A 16495-nucleotide genomic window follows, 5' to 3' on the forward strand; every position below is an offset into this window, starting at 1 on the left:
GGTCAAGGGTTGTTGTGCAGCACCACGCCCGCCACCAGCAGGGCGGTGAGCGCCAGGGCGGCCACCCAGCGAATGCGGGGCCCCAGCGCGATCCCCGCCGCCAGCGCGGCGATTCCGAATGCGGCGTACACCCAGCCGCGCTCGCCCCCCCACCCCAGGGCCAGCACGGCCGAAAAGCCGGCCAGCACGGCCCCCGCGTCGCCCGCGCGCTCGCCCAGCCGCTCGAACGGGGCCTCGCGCAGCGCGCGCGCCACCTGCAGGCCGTCGCGCCAGCCGGCGCGCAGCCCCCAGGTCCGCAGCCACAGGTGCAGTGCGTTGTACGACACGAGGAACGCCAGGACGGCGATCCACCACCCGGCGCCCGCCAGCAGCAGCGCCACCATCAGCAGGGCGCAGGCGGGGCGCCACATCAGCCACACCAGCCGGTCGCCCAGCGAGCCCAGCGAGCCGCGGATGGCGTTCTTGAAGCGGGCCACCGTCTCCGCCGGCACCCCGTCGGCCTCGAGCCGCGCCAGGGCCCCGGCGGCCAGCGCGGCCAGGTACGGGTGGGCGTTGAACAGTTCCGCGTGCCGCGCCAGCGCCGCCCGCATCCTGGCCGGATCGTCCCCGTGCACGTGGCGCAGCGCGGGCACCAGGACAAACGCCAGACCCGTGCCGATGAGCGTCTGGTAGTTCCACGATCCCTGCACCGCCAGGCTGCGCAGCAGCATGGCCCGGCGCACGGCGCGCGGCAGCTCGCTCACCGCAGCCACAGCAGCACCGCCCCCGCCGCGGCCCCCGCCGCGAACAGCGGCAGCCGGCGGCGTCCAAAGAGCCGCAGCGAGCTGGCCAGCGCCGCCGCGGCCGAGAGCGCCAGCGCCGGCCGGGTCCACGGCTCGCGAAAGGGAATCCACCCCAGCGTCTCCAGCAGCGTCCCCAGCACCAGCAGCCCCGCCAGCGTCACCACCACGCCCCGCGCAAAGTCCAGCCCGATGGCGCGCCAGTGCAGCCATTCCACCGTCTCCGCCTCCACCGGCCCCGCCGCGGGAACGGCGATGCGCGCGTTCAATCGCCGCATCCACTCCACGCTGCGCCCGCCCAGCCATCCCCACGCCAGCATGAAGACCACGGAGGCCAGCAGCGCCACCTGCGACGTCGCGGGCGCGCCCGCGAAGGCGCCCGCGGCCGCGACCGAGGCGGGGCCCGCCTCGGGGTAGCGGGCGGCGCCCACGGGGAGCACGGCCAGGTGAATGGCCTCCATCAGCACCCCGACGACGATGCCGCCCTCGGGGTTCCCCGCGATCATCCCCGCCAGCCCCGCCGCGATCAGCGGGCGCGACAGCATGAACTGGCCGACGGAGGTGGCGTCCAGCGCCAGCACGCCGCCCAGCAGGCCCAGCAGCAGCAGGGTGGGCGCGTCGGGGATCATCCCGCCAGCTCCAGCAGCTCGTCCAGGGGCACGGGGCGGGTGGACGGCAGGTCGCGGGCGCTCACGGTGGCGCCGGTGGCGGCCAGCCGCCGCAGCGCGTCGCGGTCGCGGTCGTCCAGGTGCAGGTAGGGAAGGACGCGCACGCGCCCCTCCTTGTGGTGGATTCCGCCCAGGTTCACCTCCACCCCGTCCAGCACGCCCCCCTCGGCCAAGCGCAGCGCGGTGGGAATGTCGCGGACCAGCGCGATGACCCGCCGGGGGCCGTCGCGCCACTCGGCCACCTGGGTGCGCGCCTCGTCCACCGAGGCGAAGCGCGCCTCCATCTCGGGCGGCACGCCCAGGATGTACAGCTCCTGCTCCCAGGGGCTGGCGGCGATGTCGTCGTCGACGACGACGACGCGGTCCACGTGCAGCGGGCCGCACCACCCCACCACCACCTGGCCGTGGATCAGCCGCTCGTCAACCCGCAGCAGCACGATCGCCATGGCCCGCCACCTCCCGGCACGAGCCGGTGATCGCCGACTTTCCCTTGCTGACGAGCCGGTCCACCAGCTCCGGCAGGGGAAGGTCGCGGTGAAAGACGAAGTCCAGCAGCATGGGCAGGTTCACGCCGCAGACCACGGCGGTGTCGTCGCGGTCCAGGGTAAGGCGCCGCGCCGCGAAGGCGCAGCTGCCGCTGGGCATGTCGGTGAACACGATGCCCGGCCCGTCGCCCAGCGCGTCGCGCACGCTCTTCTGCAGGGCCTCGGGGCCGCACCCCTCGTTGCTCAGGGCGCGCAGGGCGTCGGCCTCGGCGCCGGCGATCTGGCGAACGGACTGCACCAGCCCCTCGGCCAGCGTGGCATGGCTCACCACCAGCCCGACCACGGGCTCACTCATAATCCTCCTCCAGGTACTCCGACGTGCCGGCCATCCGGTTCTGCAGCCGCTGGTTGAACAGCCGCGCGGTGTCGACCCCCGAATACTTGAGCAGGTGGTTCATGGCCACCACCTCGCACACCACGGTGATGTTCTTCCCCGGCACCAGCGGCACCGTCACCATGGGGACGGGCACGCCCAGGATGTCCATGGTCTTGTTGTCGAGCCCCGTCCGGTCGTACACGGCTTCCTCGTCCCAGATCTCCAGCTGCACCACCACCTCGATGCGCTTCTGCTGGCGAATGGCCCGTACGCCGAACATGGTGCGGATGTCGATGATTCCTACCCCGCGGATCTCCATGTGATGCCGCTGCAGGTCGTGCCCCTTGCCGATGAGCACCTCGTTGCCCCGCCGCGTGATCATCACCAGGTCGTCGGCGACCAGGCGGTGGCCCCGTTCCACCAGGTCCAGCACCGTCTCGCTCTTGCCGATGCCGCTCTTGCCCACGAAGAGGAGTCCGACCCCGTACACGTCGGCCAGCGAGCCGTGCAGGGTGGTGCGGGGGGCGAAGCGCTCTTCCAGGAAGGGCTTGATGCGGGTGTAGAACTCGGCGGTCTTCAGGGCGCTGCGGATGACGGGGGTGCCGCACTGGTTGCACAGCTCCACCAGCGGCTCGGGCGCCTCCTGCCCCTTGGTGATGAAGACGACGGGGATGTCGAAGTCCAAAAAGGTGATGAGCGCGGCGCGGCGGCGGTCGTCGTCCAGCGACTCCAGGAAGGCGACCTCGGTTTCGCCCAGCACCTGCATGCGCTCGCTGGGAAAGCGCTCGGTGTAGCCGGTAAGCACCAGCCCGGGCGAGCTGATGTCGGGGTTGGCGATGGCGCGCGAGAGCCCCCGCTCGTCGGTGAGCAGCTCCAGCACGAGCGAGTCCTTCTTGGAGCGCAGCAGCTCGTCGACCGTCACGTCGCCATTCCCGGGTTCACGGTCCGTGCGTCAGTGGCGCGGGCGGATAGGATAACGCCTCGCCCGCGGCGGGGCCACGGCGGGAGGGGGATACGTCGCGCTTCGGACGATTCAGGCTGCGTCCGCCGGGGTGCCCCTCCCCCGGCCCCTCCCCGTTCGTTCCTCACGGAGAGGGGAGAATTCGGTCCCGTTGCGGACGATCCGGACTGCGTCCGCCGGCGCCCCCTCCGCTCGCTCAGGCTCGCACCTCCCCCAAAACTGCTGGGGGAGGTTGGGGTGCCGATGGGTCGTGGCTCGGCGAATTGCATCGAACTGGCGCCCGCCCGGGTGCCCCTCCCCCGGCCCCTCCCCGTTCGTTCCTCACGGAGAGGGGAGAATTCGGTCCCGCTCCGGCAGGCTGTTTCTCGGCCGCATTCACCCAACCCGCCACGTGGCAGGCACTGGCCCGAACCACGAAGACGTCAGTCCGCGAAGGCGGCCTTCGTGTGGTGGTTGCAGCGAATTCATTCGCCATTGCGGGCCCGCTCGCACGTCCGATCGCGCGCGCTCCCCTGGGGCGCGGTTCTCGCGATCCAGGCCGCATTCCGGGCCTTCCGTGACGATTCTGGTGCGGCTCCCCTCGCAGAGCCGTGGCGCAGACGCGGTATGCTACGGAGCGCACGACTTCATTGCACGTCCCGTACTCCCCCGCATCGGCCCGACGCATGACCCCTCCGCGCCGCACCGCCGTCCTGCTGCTTGCATGCGCAGCCACCTTTGCGCTGTCGGTGGCGCTCCCTGCCTCCGCCGCGGCGCAGGAGGACGCCGAAGAGCCGCGCCGGTTCTGCTACGTGGGGCGGCCGCTGCCCTCCTGCGAGATGATGCTGGCGGCCCAGTTCTCCTACTACCCGCGCATCCAGCGCTTCAGCGACCTGGAGGCACCCTACGAGTGGGAACTCGGCGTCCTGGTGAACCGCGGGCCCGGGCACGCCGTCGGCGGGACGCTGGTGGTGGGGCGGGACGGCAACGGGGGGCGCACCGCGGTCAAGGCGCGCTACCGCCGCTGGATGGGCCGCCATGCGGCGCTGGACGCGTCGGGCGGCGTGGCCCTGGCCAGGCGCGACTGGGCTCCCACCGTCACCACGCGCACTGCGGTGGGCGTTACGGGCGACGTGGCGGTGGGGCTTACCGACTGGGTTTCGGTCGGCGTGCGCGGCGACCTCCTCTGGAGCGACCTGAATCGCGAGCCCGTCGGCGCCACCTACGGCACCGTGCGCTTTGGAACCGTTCCCGGCCTGGTCGCCAGCGTCCTGGGAGCCGTGCTTGCCGTTGTCGCCGTGGGCGTGTCGGGCTGACCCGCACACCCCTCCCGGCCGGCGCCAGGCCCTCGATCCGCAGCCAGCACACGTCGCCGGGCGCTCGCCCGTCGACATCCTTTCACCGGTGACCCATCCAATGCAGTCGCTTCCCGGCTCCTCGTCCATCCGCCCGCTGCTGTGCGTGGCGGGGCTGGCCGCCGCGCTCGCGCTTCCGGCGGGTGCGTCCGCGCAGGAAGCGGAAGAACCGCGCTCGTTCTGCCGGCGCGGGGCCCCCGCGCCTGGGTGCGCGGCCTTTCTGGTCGCGCACCTGAACTACTACCCGGAGTGGGACGCGGACGCCCGCGACCCCGCGGAGCCGTGGCGGATGGCGGAGTGGGAGGTGGGCGCGATGGTGAACCACCGCCCCGGTCAGGCCGTGGGCGCTGCCATCGCCGTGGGAACCAGCCCCACCGGGTTCCACCTGGCCCTCAAGGGCCGCTACCGCCGCTGGCTGGGCTCCGGGCTCGCGCTAGACGCGGGCGCGGGGCCGATGGTGGCCCAGCATCCGCCCAGGACGTATCCTCACCAGACCATCGCCGGCCTGACGGCCGACGCCACCGTCGGGCTGACGGACTGGGTGGCGGTGAGCGCCCGCGGCTACCTGTTCCCGGACGGCGCGGAGGATGGCGGCAGCCTCTCCTCGATGGAACTGGGCGTGCGCGTGGGCACCGTTCCCGGCCTGATCGTGACCGTGCTGGGCCTGGGCGCATTGCTGAGCAACGCCGTCACCGCGTCATAGCCTCGGCCAGCCCACGGCATCGCTCACCCCCGCCCGGCTACCTCCGCCAGGTGCGCCTGGGTGAGGTCCGCGGCGCGGTCCCAGGAGAGGCCTTCCGCAAACCGGCGGCCTCCGGCGCCCAGGCGCGCGACCAGCGCGGGATCCGCCGCCAGCGAGGCGAGGGCGTCGGCCAGCTTCCCCGCGTCGCCGTAGGGGACGAGCAGGCCGGTCTGGCCGTGGACGACGGACTCGCGCAGGCCGGGCGAATCGGCGGCGACGGCGGGGGTGCCGCAGGCACCGGCTTCGACGTTGGCGATCCCCCACCCTTCCTTGGGCGAGGGAAGCACCGTGCCCCAGCAGGAACGCAGCAGCTCGCGCTTGCGCTCTTCCGTCACGAACCCGTCGAACTCCACCCGGTCGCCCACCCCCAGCCGCTCCACCTGCGCGCGCAGCCGCGGCTCCTCGTCGCCGCGGCCGGCGATGCGCAGGCGGACGTGCGTGCCGCGCGCGCGCAGGAGGGCCACCGCCTCGACCGCCAGGTCGATGCGCTTATACCGCTTCAGCCGGCCCACGTACAGAAAGGTGGGCTCGGGAAAGCGCGCCACGAAGGGGTTGGGCGAGAAGAACTCCAGGTCCACGCCGTTGTGGATGACGCGGAGGTCGCTCCGGCGCAGGCCGCGCGCCGCGAGGTCGTCGGCGGTGCTCTCGGAGACGGCCTGGGCGGGAAGGCCGCGGTAGACGCGGGGGATGGGGCGCTCCAGCAGCCAGGTGGCCGCGGCGAAGGGAACGCTGGCCTCGCGGAACGCCGTGGCGCCGAACAGGTGGTGCACCAGCAGGACCAGCGGGCGCCGGACCCAGTACGGGGTAAAGAGCGGGACCTTGTTCAGGTCCTCGACCACCACGTCCCACGGCGCGGCGGCCAGGTGCTTCCGGTAGTACGCCGGCGCCGCGAGCGAAAAGGTGTTGCGGCCGCCGGTGCGGTGAATGCGCATGCCGTCCGCCTCGGCCCGGGCGGCGGCGCCCGGCCAGCCGGAGCAGAGAAGGGTGACCGTGTGCCCCCGCCGCGCCAGGCGCCCGAAGATCTCGTGCAGGTGGATCTCGGCGCCGCCGGACTGCGGGTTGGCCAGGTCCTGCCAGTTGAGGACCAGGATGTTCAAGCCCCGGCGGCCTCCCCCGGGGCCACGCGCCGCATCACCGCGTCCAGCACGCCGTTCACGAAGCGCGGACTGTCGGCCGTCCCGTACTTCTCCGCCAGCTGAACCATCTCGCGGATGCACATGCGCGGCGGCACGTCGTCCACGAACATCATCTCGGCCGTCCCCAGGCGCAGGATGGCGCGGTCGATGACGGACAGCCGCTCCAGCCGCCAGTTGGTGAGCGACGCCAGGATGGTCTCGTCGATCTTCGCCAGGTTGGTGGCGACGAGGCGCACCAGGATCTCCGCGTACGGACGGTTCGTCGGGGAGACGCGCAGGTTGGCGAACAGCTCCTGCAGCACCGGCATTCCCATCTCGGCCCCGCCGCCGCGCTGCTCCCACGCGTACAGCGCCTGCAGCGCCCAGCCCCGGGCGCGGCTCCGGCTCTTCACCGCGCCTCCCGGCCGCCCAGGCGCGCGTACAGGTCCGACATCTCCATGGCCACCATCGCCGAATCCCACCCCTTGTTGCCGGCCTTGGTCCCCGCCCGCTCGATGGCCTGCTCGATGGTCTCCGTCGTCAGCACGCCAAAGACGACGGGCACGTCCACCGCCGCGCCCACGGCCGCGACGCCGTTGGCCGCCGCGCCGGCCACGTACTCGAAGTGCGGCGTGGCGCCGCGGATGACGCACCCCAGCGCGATCACCGCGTCGAAGCGCCCGCTCTGCGCCAGCATGCGCAGCGGCCCGGCGATCTCCCACGCGCCGGGCACCCACACGGCCTCGATGGCGTCGTCGGCCACGCCGTGCTGCAGCAGGCAGTCGCGCGCGCCGGCCAGCAGCTGGCGGGTGATGAGGTCGTTGAACCGGCTTACGACGATGCCGAAGCGCTTGCCTTCGCCGCGGATCTGCCCGTGATGTTCAGTCAAAAGAAGTACCCAGTGCCCAGTTCCAAGTGTCCAGTGCCCAGGTTCCCGCGGCACGCCCGATCTCCATCTTCATACTCCCGCACTCCCGCACTCCCGCACTCCCGCACTCCCGCACTTCACGTCGGCAGCAGGTGGCCCATCCGCTCGCGCTTGGTGCGCAGGTATTCGGCGTTGTGCGGGTTGGGCTCCACCGTGATGGGGATCTGCTCCGCCACGGAGAGGCCGTATCCATCCATCCCCACGATCTTCTTGGGATTGTTGGTGAGGATGCGCACGGACGAGAGCCCCAGGTCGAGCAGGATCTGCGCCCCGATGCCGTACTCGCGCAGGTCGGGGCGAAAGCCCAGCGCCTCGTTGGCCTCGATGGTGTCCATCCCCTGGTCCTGCAGGTTGTAGGCGCGCAGCTTGTGCACCAGCCCGATCCCCCGCCCCTCCTGCCGCAGGTAGACGATCACGCCACGCCCCTCGCGCTCGATCTGCTGCATGGCGGCGTCCAGCTGCTCGCCGCAGTCGCAGCGCATGGAGTGGAACACGTCGCCCGTCAGACACTCGCTGTGCATGCGCACCATCACGTCGGGAACGCCCTCCACCTCGCCCTTGATGGCGGCGACGTGCTCGTGCCCGTCCACGTCGTTGCGATAGGCCACGATGCGCCAGTCGCCGTAGGGCGTGGGGATGGTGGCCTCGGCCTCGCGGTGCACCAGCCGCTCGCGCTGCAGGCGGTAGGCGACGATCTGCGCCACGGTGACGAACTTCAGGCCGTGCCGCGCCGCGAACTCCTCCAGCTGCGGCCGGCGCGCCATGCTGCCGTCGTCGTTCAGGATCTCGCAGATCACCCCCGCCGGCGGCAGCCCCGCCAGGCGGGCGAGATCGACCGACGCCTCCGTCTGCCCCACGCGGCGCAGCACGCCGCCGGCGCGGGCGCGAAGCGGGAAGACGTGACCCGGGCGGCGCAGGTCCGACGGCTGCGACGCCGGGTCCATGCACACCTGGATGGTCTTGGCGCGGTCCCAGGCGCTGATCCCCGTGGTCACGCCGTGCCGCGCGGCGGCGTCGACGGAGACGGTGAACGCGGTGCTGAGCGCCTCGGTGTTGTGCTCGCTCATGGGGCGCAGGTCCAGCTCGTCCGCGCGCTCGGCGGTAAGCGCCAGGCAGATGAGCCCGCGCCCTTCCCGCGCCATGAAGTTGATGATCTCGGGCGTGACGGCCGATGCCGCGCAGACCAGGTCGCCCTCGTTCTCGCGGTCCTCGTCGTCGGCGACGATGACCATCCTGCCCGCGCGGATGTCCGCGATTGCGTCTTCTATGCTGTCGAACGGCATGGTTTGCCTCGCTCGCCGTTTCTGGATCAAGAGATCAGATGTACCCCTCCCTGCGCCCGCTGGGGCCCCCTCGCCCGGCCCCTCCCCCCTGGTTCCTCGCGGAGAGGGGAGAAACTTCAGGGCGTCTCGAACGGGATCGAACTGCGTTCGCGAGGCGCCCCCTCCGCTCGCCTAGGCTCGCACCTCCCCCAAAACTGCTGGGGGAGGTTGGGTTGCCGACAGATCGGGGCTCGGCGACTGGCATCCAGCTGGCGCCCGGCGGGGTGCCCCTCCCCCGGCCCCTCCCCGTTCGTTCCTCACGGAGAGGGGAGAATTCGATCGCGATTCCTCAAGCGGCCACGTTGGCCGCCATCTCCCACCCCGCTACGTGGCAGGCACTTGCCCGCACCACGGAGCCGCCAGTCCGCGAAGGCGGCCTTCGTGTGGTTGTTGCAGCGAATTCATTCGCCCGTGCGGGTGGCCCGCAACTCAGGTCACGGACGCGCGGAATCCCGATCCTGAGGCCGCGCGGCCGAGTCTCCGGACCGAGCCGCCACCTGGCTCGAGACGACCTGCTGTTCCGCGAAGTGCCCGTACACCGCGCTCGCCACGGCGGCGATGGACGGCTCCACGTCGGCGTTGCTCTTCGTGGAGTTGCGGACGAACACGGCCAGCGCCAGGTGCATTCCGCTGGGCAGCCGCACCAGCCCCACGTCGTTGGTCGTGCGGCCGATGGTGCCGGTCTTGTCCGCCACCTCCACCCCCGGCGGCAGGCCGGCGCGGATGCGGGCGCGCCCCGTGGGCGAGCGGCGCATGGCGTCCAGCAGGAACTCGCGGCTCAGCGGCGTCAGCCGGTCGCCACGCTGCACCTGCGCCAGCAGCGCCGCCATGCCGTCGGGCGTGGCGGTGTCGCGCGGGTCGGCAAAGAAGCGGTCCTTCGCGGCCTGCTTCTCGGCGGGCGGCACGGAGTCGATCAGCCGCTGCACGCGCTCCAGCGTCCACTCGGCGGGCGGGGGCGGCGCGCGGACGCCGTTGTAGTCCAGGAACACCTGCCCCTCGTACCGGTCTACCCTGATCCCCTCGACGTTCCGCGACCGCAGGTGCGCCATCACCGCCTGCGGCCCGCCGGCCATGCGCATCAGCGCGTCGGTGGCGGTGTTGTCGCTGAACATCATCATCGACTCGATCATCCGCCGCACCGTCACCGTGCCGCCGCCCGCCGGCAGCCCCTCGGACACCTGGCTGGGGCCCAGCCGGTAGTCCGCGGGCGCCAGGCGCACGGTGTCGTCCAGCGAAATGCGCCCGCTGTCCGCCTGCGCCAGCACCGTCAGCGCCACGGCGAGCTTGAAGGTGCTCGCCATGGGAAACGCCTCGCCGCCGCGGAATCCCAGCGCGCGCCCGTTCTCCACCACGACGGCCGAAACGCCCAGCTCCCCGCCCGACGCGCGCTCGATCCTCGCGAAGACGCTGTCCAGCGCGTGCCGGTCCCCCGCCGCCGTGTCGACGGACATCGTCTCGACGGGGACGGAGTTCTGGCCGCGGTAGTCCGGGTCCGGCGCGGGCTCGCAGGCCGCGGCGGCAAGCGCCAGGAGGACGGGCGCGAGCCTCACCGGTACCCCCACGCCCTGAGAACGTGCTCAGTCGCCGCGCCGCCTTCGCCGCCCGCGCGCACCGGCGCGCCCAGCAGGTTGCGCACGAACTTGCCGATCATGTCGCCCTCCACGTTCACGCCGTCGCCCTCGCGCAGGTCGCCGATGGACGTGTGATCCCAGGTGAACGGGATGATGGACACCTGGCAGACACCCGGCGCCGGCAGGTCGTTCACGGTAAGGCTGATGCCGTTGAGCGTGATGGACCCGTGCAGCACGGTGACGCCCACCACCTCTTCGGGGAGCGAGAAGTCGATGAGGGTAAGCTCCTCGCGCGGCTGGATGCGCAGCACCCTGCCCACGCCGTCCACGTGGCCGGCCACCAGGTGCCCGCCCAGCCGCGCGCCGAACGCCAGCGCGCGCTCCAGGTTCACCCGCCGCCCCGGCTGGTAGTCGCCAAAGGTGGTGCGCCCCAGCGTGGTGGCGATGGCCTGCACGCTGAAGCCGTCGGGGTGGATGGCGGTCACCGTCTGGCAGGCGCCGTCGATGGAGATGCTGTCGCCCAGCCCGATGCCGTCCAGCACCAGCGAGGCGCGAAGGGTGAACTGCACCCCGTTCCCCATGGGCTCCACGGCCGCGATGGTGCCGACTTCTTCTACGATCCCGGTGAACACGTTGGCCGATTCGCTGGATGCGTGCGCGCCCGCGTCTGTGCTGCGCGGGCGCAAAGTTACGGCGTGAGGGCGGAAGGGGACAGGGGAGAGGGTACAGGGGGACAGGTTACAGGGGACAGTGGGCAACGGAACGGAGGGGGCGCGATCCGGCGTGATTCGGCCGGCGACTCGGCCGCGGATGTGATGATGAGCGGGTAAACCCGCTGCTGGGAACGTGACAAGCCCCGTCACGGCTCGCTCACGCTCGCCGGACGGGGCTTCAACGGCTCGTGATCCCTGTGCCACGCGAGAGCGAGTAAACTCGCCACAACGACTGCGGAAAGCCTCGCAAACCGCGCGAGGCTTCACCCACGACCGGCGGCCTCGGCGATCCACCACGAGTCCGTGCTGGTTGTGGGAAAGCCGCAGGTGCGCGCCTGAGGGTGCGAGCCTGGGTGAGCGGGTGAGGGCCCCCGCGGGCGCAGTGCGATCCCGGTCCAGCGCGTTGCTTCAGCCGGACGCGGAAGCCTCCACCTCTTCGCGCACCGCCGCCGCCAGCCGCGCCTGCACCCCGTCGTCCGCACCGATCAGCAGCACCAGGGAGCGGGCGAAGTCGCTGTGCATCCCGGTTGCGTGAACGAAGAAGTGCGCGACCTCGTCTTCCGGCTCGCCGCGATGGCTGCTCGTCATCACGAACTGCTCGTCGGGCACCGGCTCCGGCAGATCCTGCGCGAGATACGCATCATCCGCCGCCTCTTCCCACGACTCGGACTCCACGCCGCCGCAGACCACGTAGCGGCATCCGCTCGCGATCAGCACGGTTGCGATCCGCTGCTTCTGCGCCGCGGGCACGCGCCGCGTCGTCGCCCAGACGAGCGCGGCGTACGGCTCTCCATCGAACGGAGACGCGAGGTCCTCGCCCGGCGCCAGCACGCGCAGAAAAAACGCGCGGCGTGAATCGGACGCGATCTGCTCCATCGCGATCTACCGTCGTACCAGGGTGATCAGCGTATCCGCGCCGAACGGCTGCGAATCGAGGCGGCGCCAGCGAACGGCGTCGGCCAGCGGGGGGCTGGGGATGGCGGCGAAGGGGGCGGCGCCTTGGGGGCCGATGAGGACGGGGGCGTAGAAGAGGTACATGCGATCCACCACGTCCGCCGCCAGCAGCGCGGAGGCGAGCACGGAGCCGCCTTCGACGAACATCGACCGCACGCCGGCGTCGCGGATTGCGCGGAGCTGGTCGGAGAGGCCCGAGGCAGCGATGATGGTGACCCCGCCGTCTTCCAGTGGCTGGCGCAGCACTTCCGGCGCGTCCGGCCGGCAGACGGCCCAGACGGGGACCTCGCGGGCGGAGCGGACGAGCTTGCCGTCGAGCGGCAGGCGCAGCACGCGGTCGAAGACGACACGTTTGGGCGGCACCCGCGGCTCCACGGCGCCGCGGACGGTGAGCAGCGGGTCGTCCGCCAGCGCGGTGCCGCTGCCGATGGCAACCGCGTCGTAGCCGGCGCGCAGGCGGTGCACCTCGGCGCGGGATTCGTCGCCGGTGATCCAGACGGAGCGGCCGTCGCGGTCGGCGATGCGGGCGTCCAGCGACATCGCCAGCTTCAGCGCGACGAACGGCCGCTCCGCGCCCGCGGGCGAGTGCGCGTGGAAGAACACCGCGTTCTGGTCGCGCACGGCCGCCTCCTCCACCCCGCCGACCACCTCGATCCCGGCGGCGCGCAGCACCTCCGCCCCGCCCCGGGCCCTGGGGTTGGGATCGTATCCGCCAAAGGCGACGCGCCGCACACCGGCCGCGGTGAGCGCGTCGGTGCACGGCGGCGTTTTGCCCCAGTGGCTGCACGGCTCCAGCGACACGTAGGCCGTGGCGCCGCGGGCCTGCTCGCCGGCCGCGCGAAGGGCTTCGACCTCCGCGTGCGGCCGGCCGTACTCCGTGTGCCATCCCTCCCCCACCACCTCCCCGTCGCGCACGATCACGCACCCCACCATGGGGTTGGGCGATACCCTGCCCCACCCGTTGCCCGCCAGCGCGATGGCCCGGCGGAGGTGGTGGAGGTCGTGCGGTGTGGGGTCGGGCATGGGAGAACGATCAAGGGCCCAGGTATGGCGCCGCCGGATCCAGGAGCGAATGAAATTCGCCGCTGGAAAGGCGCAAAATCCGCCTGCGCGGATTGTAGCCGCAGCTTCGGCACGCTACGAAAAACGCGGAGGACGCCGAAAGTAGATTCCTCAGTCGCGCGCCGGGAGCGGGGCAGCAGAAGGATACTCGCGGCGCTCCTTCGGAATGACATGCTTGCGCGCGGAGCGCCCAGGTCACGGGCGCCGCAACTGCAGTACGGCGCCTCGGACCGGCCCACGCGAGCAGGTGAAGCCCCGTTTGGTGCCGCGTCAGCGGCGCCGAGACGGGGCTTATGGCAGTTCCAGCCGCGGGCTTCAGCCCGCGGCGCGGCCGTGCATTACAGCGAAAGCCGCGCGCCCACGCTGCCGAAGAACGTGCCTTCCCTGGGATCGAAGTCGCTCGTCGAGGGGAAGTTCTCCACCGGGTCGGATCCCTGCATCCAGCCCACCTCGGCCACAATGGAGCCGAACAGGATGGTGAAGGAGCCGTCAAGGAACGCCGACCAGCGGTCGTTGTCCACCGCGATGTCGCTGAAGCGGTAGATCTGCTCGGCGCCGACCGGCGGGCCGGGGGCGCGGACGGCGAAGTCGGCGCTGGTCTCGAACCGGTCGTATCCCACGCCCGCCGTAAGGCCCAGCCCCAGCAGGCGCTTGCTGACCGCGGCGCGCGCACTCCAGTTGTCGAGGCCGAACTGGATCTCGCCGAAGTCGTCGTCCGTGGAGCAGACGCTGCGGTTGTCGCCCGCGGGAACCTCGGTGCCCTCGCACACGTTGCCGAAGCTGACGTCGCCCAGGCTGCGGTACATCAGCGACACCGACACGCCCGGCATGACGAACGACTCGCGGATCAGCCCCACGCGCGCGCCGGCGCCCCACGAAAACGCGTTGTCGCCAAAGTCGTCGCCCACCAGCGACAGCGGCAGCACGCTCACGCTGCCCAGCAGGTCGATGGCGCCGAACCCGCCGATCATGGGCGCCACGCTGAAGCCCTGCGTAAGGCCGATGGACAGGTTGGCGCCCACCGCCGGCGCGGGAAGGGTGAACTGGTCCGCCTCGCCGTCCGCCTCTTCGCGGATGTCGGGGAGCCGCGCGCCCACCACGTTGATGCGCCCCGTAAGGCTTACCCGCGGAATGAGCCCCAGCCGCACGCCGCCGGTGCTGGCCGTGCCCAGCGTGGGGTTGCCGCCGGCCATCAGAATGCCCAGCTGCGGCTGCGCGGCGTCCACCGCCTGCGCCACGACGGCACACTGCTCCTGCGCCACCACCGGAACGCCGGTGGTGCAGATGGTCTCGATGTCGCCCTGCGCCGCCAGCGGGGCCGCGAGCAGCGCGGCGGCCGCGAAAGCAATCTTCTTCATCGTCATCCCCTGGTTGGTCAGCTCAGCACCACCGTGCCATCGCCGGGGACGATTTCCCCCGCGATCCACGCCCGCTCGCCCGCGGCGGACAGATCCCGCACCGTCGCGTCCGCATCGTCCGCCGCGACGACCGCCACCATCCCCACGCCCATGTTGAAGGCGCGGAACATCTCGCCCTGCTCCACCCCGCCCTCGCGCTGAAGCACCCGGAACAGGGGCGGCACCGTCCAGCTGGAGAGGGAGAAGCGCGCGTCCACCCCGGGCGGCAGAATGCGGGGCACGTTGTCCACCAGCCCGCCGCCCGTGATGTGCGCCAGCCCGCGGACGCGCCCGGCCTCGACAAGCGGATACAACGACCCGAGGTACGACCTGTGGACGCGCAGCAGCACGTCGGCCACGCTGCCGTCCTCCTCGGGAAAGGCATCGTCGGGCCCCAGCCCCATCCGCTCGAAGACGATGCGGCGCGCCAGCGAGTAGCCGTTGGTGTGCAGCCCGGTGGACGCCAGGCCCACGAGCACGTCGCCCGCGCGGATGGCGCGGCCGTCCAGCACCCGGTCCTCCTCCACCATGCCGACGATGGTGCCGGCCAGGTCGTACTCGCCGGGGGCGTACATGTCGGGCATCTCGGCCGTCTCGCCGCCCAGCAGCGCGCACCCGTTCTCGCGGCACCCGCGCGCCACCCCGCTCACCAGCTCCTCGACCACCCCCGGCTGCAGCTTGCCCACGCCCACGTAGTCCAGGAAGAAGAGCGGCTTTGCGCCCTGCACCAGGATGTCGTTGACGCAGTGGTTCACCAGGTCTTCGCCCACGGTGCCGTGGCGGCCGGTTGTGAACGCCACCTTCAGCTTGGTCCCCACGCCGTCCGTGGAGGCGACGAGAACCGGCGCCCGGGCGTCGCGCGGCACGCGGTACAGCCCGCCGAACGAGCCCAGCTCCGACAGCGTGTCGGCCGTCGCGGTGGACCGGACCAGCGCGGCGACGCCCTTCATGGCCTGGTGCGCCGCGTCGATGTCGACGCCCGCGGCGGCGTACGACAGCCCGCCCGCGGAATCAGACACCGGCGTCCACCGGCAGCTCGAAGACGGTCATCTCGCGGAACTGGCGCACGCGGTCCTCGATCTCGTCCGCCGTGAGGTCCTTGAAGCGCTCGACCGAGAACTTTTCCACCGCGAACGAGCCCAGTACGCTGCCGTAGACCACCGCGCGGCGCATGTCGGCGTCTTCCAGGCCGCCGGAGCGGGCCAGGTGCGCCATGAAGCCGCCCGCGAAGGCGTCGCCGGCGCCGGTGGGGTCGAACACGTCTTCCAGCGGGTAGCCGGGCGCAAAGAAGGTGGAGTGCGGGGTAAACAGGATGGCCCCGTGCTCGCCCTTCTTGATGATCAGGTAGCGCGGTCCGCGGTCCAGGATCCACCGCGCGGCCTTGGCCAGGTTGCTCTGGCCGCTGAGCTGGCGCGCCTCGGCGTCGTTCACCATCAGCAGGTCCACCCGCGTCAGCAGCTCCATCAGGCGGGTGCGCTTGATCTCGATCCACAGGTTCATGGTGTCGCAGGCCACGAAGCGCGGCCTGTGCACCTGCTCGAGGACGTTGATCTGCAGCTCGGGGTCGATGTTGCCCAGGAACACCCACTCCGCGTCGCGAAACTGCTCGGGGATCTTGGGCGCGAAGTCGGCGAACACGCCCAGGCGCGTCTCGAGCGTCTCGCGGCTGTTCAGGTCGTAGCTGTACACGCCCGACCAGCGAAAGCTCTCGCCCTTTGCGCGCTCCAGCCCGGCCAGGTCCACGCCGCGCTCCGACAGAAAGCCCAGCGCGTCCAGCGGGTAGTCGGCACCCACCACGCCCACCAGCTGCACCGGGTGCAGCAGCGACGCGGCGGCCGAAAAGAAGGTGGCGCTGCCGCCCAGCGCGTCTTCCGCGCGGCCGAACGGGGTTTCGACGGTGTCCAGCGCTACGCTGCCGACGACGAGAAGCGACATGGGTCCCGGTGTATGTGGATGAGAAGCAGGAACTTCGTGAGTCGGGTACTCGGAACTTCAGGGTGCTGCACGGTCTTCACGCTGCGCCGGCGGGGGGTGCCCCTCCCCCGGCCCCTCCCCGTTCGTTCCTCACGGAGAGGGGAGAATTCGATC

Annotated in this window: 18 protein-coding genes; 2 read left to right on the forward strand and 16 right to left on the reverse strand. The window is 71.7% G+C overall.

What is annotated here, in order from left to right:
- Positions 1-2: 2 nt before the first annotated feature.
- From VGC13_RS19125 to hprK, 5 genes are read right to left on the reverse strand one after another with little or no spacing between them, the layout of a single operon-like run.
- Complete coding sequence (locus VGC13_RS19125) at positions 3-743, reverse strand: PTS system mannose/fructose/sorbose family transporter subunit IID (RefSeq protein WP_331126883.1); 741 nt, start codon at positions 741-743, stop codon at positions 3-5.
- The gene (locus tag VGC13_RS19130) at positions 740-1408 is read right to left on the reverse strand and encodes a PTS sugar transporter subunit IIC (protein ID WP_331126884.1); all 669 of its coding nucleotides are present in this window, start codon (positions 1406-1408) and stop codon (positions 740-742) included. Before VGC13_RS19130 ends, VGC13_RS19125 begins: the two co-directional genes overlap by 4 nt.
- Complete coding sequence (locus VGC13_RS19135) at positions 1405-1893, reverse strand: PTS sugar transporter subunit IIB (protein ID WP_331126885.1); 489 nt, start codon at positions 1891-1893, stop codon at positions 1405-1407. Before VGC13_RS19135 ends, VGC13_RS19130 begins: the two co-directional genes overlap by 4 nt.
- Complete coding sequence (locus tag VGC13_RS19140; protein WP_331126886.1) at positions 1868-2287, reverse strand: hypothetical protein; 420 nt, start codon at positions 2285-2287, stop codon at positions 1868-1870. The genes VGC13_RS19135 and VGC13_RS19140 overlap by 26 nt, the downstream gene beginning before the upstream one ends.
- Positions 2280-3230, reverse strand: coding sequence for an HPr(Ser) kinase/phosphatase (hprK, locus tag VGC13_RS19145; protein WP_331126887.1), 951 nt, complete (start codon positions 3228-3230; stop codon positions 2280-2282). The genes VGC13_RS19140 and hprK overlap by 8 nt, the downstream gene beginning before the upstream one ends.
- 704 nt (positions 3231-3934) lie before the next feature.
- Here hprK and VGC13_RS19150 point away from each other — a divergent pair.
- Positions 3935-4564: a hypothetical protein gene (locus VGC13_RS19150; protein WP_331126888.1), complete on the forward strand. Its 630-nt coding sequence runs from the start codon at positions 3935-3937 to the stop codon at positions 4562-4564.
- Between the two features lie 100 nt (positions 4565-4664).
- Positions 4665-5306, forward strand: a complete 642-nt coding sequence (locus tag VGC13_RS19155; RefSeq protein ID WP_331126889.1) for a hypothetical protein — start codon at positions 4665-4667, stop codon at positions 5304-5306.
- A 23-nt stretch (positions 5307-5329) separates the two neighbouring features.
- Here the strand turns inward: VGC13_RS19155 and VGC13_RS19160 are convergent, their stop codons facing one another.
- The 11 genes from VGC13_RS19160 to VGC13_RS19210 form a co-directional block, all read right to left on the reverse strand.
- A complete protein-coding gene (locus VGC13_RS19160; RefSeq protein ID WP_331126890.1) occupies positions 5330-6442 on the reverse strand; it encodes a glycosyltransferase family 4 protein in 1113 nt (370 codons plus the stop codon).
- Positions 6439-6873, reverse strand: a complete 435-nt coding sequence (nusB, locus tag VGC13_RS19165; protein WP_331126891.1) for a transcription antitermination factor NusB — start codon at positions 6871-6873, stop codon at positions 6439-6441. The genes VGC13_RS19160 and nusB overlap by 4 nt, the downstream gene beginning before the upstream one ends.
- Positions 6870-7349 carry a 6,7-dimethyl-8-ribityllumazine synthase gene (ribH, locus tag VGC13_RS19170; RefSeq protein ID WP_331126892.1) on the reverse strand — a complete coding sequence of 160 codons (480 nt, stop codon included), beginning with the start codon at positions 7347-7349 and terminating at the stop codon, positions 6870-6872. The genes nusB and ribH overlap by 4 nt, the downstream gene beginning before the upstream one ends.
- Before the next feature lie 116 nt (positions 7350-7465).
- Positions 7466-8671, reverse strand: a complete 1206-nt coding sequence (locus VGC13_RS19175; RefSeq protein ID WP_331126893.1) for a bifunctional 3,4-dihydroxy-2-butanone-4-phosphate synthase/GTP cyclohydrolase II — start codon at positions 8669-8671, stop codon at positions 7466-7468.
- A gap of 473 nt (positions 8672-9144) precedes the next feature.
- Complete coding sequence (gene bla, locus VGC13_RS19180) at positions 9145-10260, reverse strand: class A beta-lactamase (protein WP_331126894.1); 1116 nt, start codon at positions 10258-10260, stop codon at positions 9145-9147.
- Positions 10257-10913 (reverse strand): riboflavin synthase, encoded by a 657-nt coding sequence (locus tag VGC13_RS19185; RefSeq protein ID WP_331126895.1) that lies wholly within the window; start codon positions 10911-10913, stop codon positions 10257-10259. Before VGC13_RS19185 ends, bla begins: the two co-directional genes overlap by 4 nt.
- Before the next feature lie 489 nt (positions 10914-11402).
- Entirely contained in the window at positions 11403-11870 is a 468-nt protein-coding gene (locus VGC13_RS19190; protein WP_331126896.1) for a DUF7684 family protein, read from the reverse strand.
- Between the two features lie 6 nt (positions 11871-11876).
- Positions 11877-12971, reverse strand: coding sequence for a bifunctional diaminohydroxyphosphoribosylaminopyrimidine deaminase/5-amino-6-(5-phosphoribosylamino)uracil reductase RibD (gene ribD, locus VGC13_RS19195; RefSeq protein WP_331126897.1), 1095 nt, complete (start codon positions 12969-12971; stop codon positions 11877-11879).
- Positions 12972-13348: 377 nt separating this feature from the next.
- Entirely contained in the window at positions 13349-14368 is a 1020-nt protein-coding gene (locus tag VGC13_RS19200) for a hypothetical protein (protein WP_331126898.1), read from the reverse strand.
- Positions 14369-14385: 17 nt separating this feature from the next.
- On the reverse strand, positions 14386-15426 hold the full coding sequence (purM, locus tag VGC13_RS19205; RefSeq protein WP_331126899.1) for a phosphoribosylformylglycinamidine cyclo-ligase: 1041 nt from the start codon (positions 15424-15426) through the stop codon (positions 14386-14388).
- Positions 15419-16342, reverse strand: coding sequence for a PfkB family carbohydrate kinase (locus tag VGC13_RS19210; RefSeq protein ID WP_331126900.1), 924 nt, complete (start codon positions 16340-16342; stop codon positions 15419-15421). The genes purM and VGC13_RS19210 overlap by 8 nt, the downstream gene beginning before the upstream one ends.
- Positions 16343-16495: the final 153 nt, after the last annotated feature.

It is taken from the genome of Longimicrobium sp. (assembly GCF_036399255.1).
GTDB lineage: Bacteria > Gemmatimonadota > Gemmatimonadetes > Longimicrobiales > Longimicrobiaceae > Longimicrobium.

What these genes read in the sequence shown, in the direction of transcription:
- VGC13_RS19130 (WP_331126884.1), bottom strand. Translation starts at nt 1,408, where the DNA reads ATGATCCCCGACGCGCCCACCCTGCTGCTGCTGGGCCTGCTGGGCGGC.
- VGC13_RS19135 (WP_331126885.1), bottom strand. Translation starts at nt 1,893, where the DNA reads ATGGCGATCGTGCTGCTGCGGGTTGACGAGCGGCTGATCCACGGCCAG.
- VGC13_RS19140 (WP_331126886.1), bottom strand. Translation starts at nt 2,287, where the DNA reads ATGAGTGAGCCCGTGGTCGGGCTGGTGGTGAGCCATGCCACGCTGGCC.
- VGC13_RS19150 (WP_331126888.1), top strand. Translation starts at nt 3,935, where the DNA reads ATGACCCCTCCGCGCCGCACCGCCGTCCTGCTGCTTGCATGCGCAGCC.
- VGC13_RS19155 (WP_331126889.1), top strand. Translation starts at nt 4,665, where the DNA reads ATGCAGTCGCTTCCCGGCTCCTCGTCCATCCGCCCGCTGCTGTGCGTG.
- VGC13_RS19175 (WP_331126893.1), bottom strand. Translation starts at nt 8,671, where the DNA reads ATGCCGTTCGACAGCATAGAAGACGCAATCGCGGACATCCGCGCGGGC.
- VGC13_RS19190 (WP_331126896.1), bottom strand. Translation starts at nt 11,870, where the DNA reads ATGGAGCAGATCGCGTCCGATTCACGCCGCGCGTTTTTTCTGCGCGTG.
- ribD (WP_331126897.1), bottom strand. Translation starts at nt 12,971, where the DNA reads ATGCCCGACCCCACACCGCACGACCTCCACCACCTCCGCCGGGCCATC.
- VGC13_RS19200 (WP_331126898.1), bottom strand. Translation starts at nt 14,368, where the DNA reads ATGAAGAAGATTGCTTTCGCGGCCGCCGCGCTGCTCGCGGCCCCGCTG.
- VGC13_RS19210 (WP_331126900.1), bottom strand. Translation starts at nt 16,342, where the DNA reads ATGTCGCTTCTCGTCGTCGGCAGCGTAGCGCTGGACACCGTCGAAACC.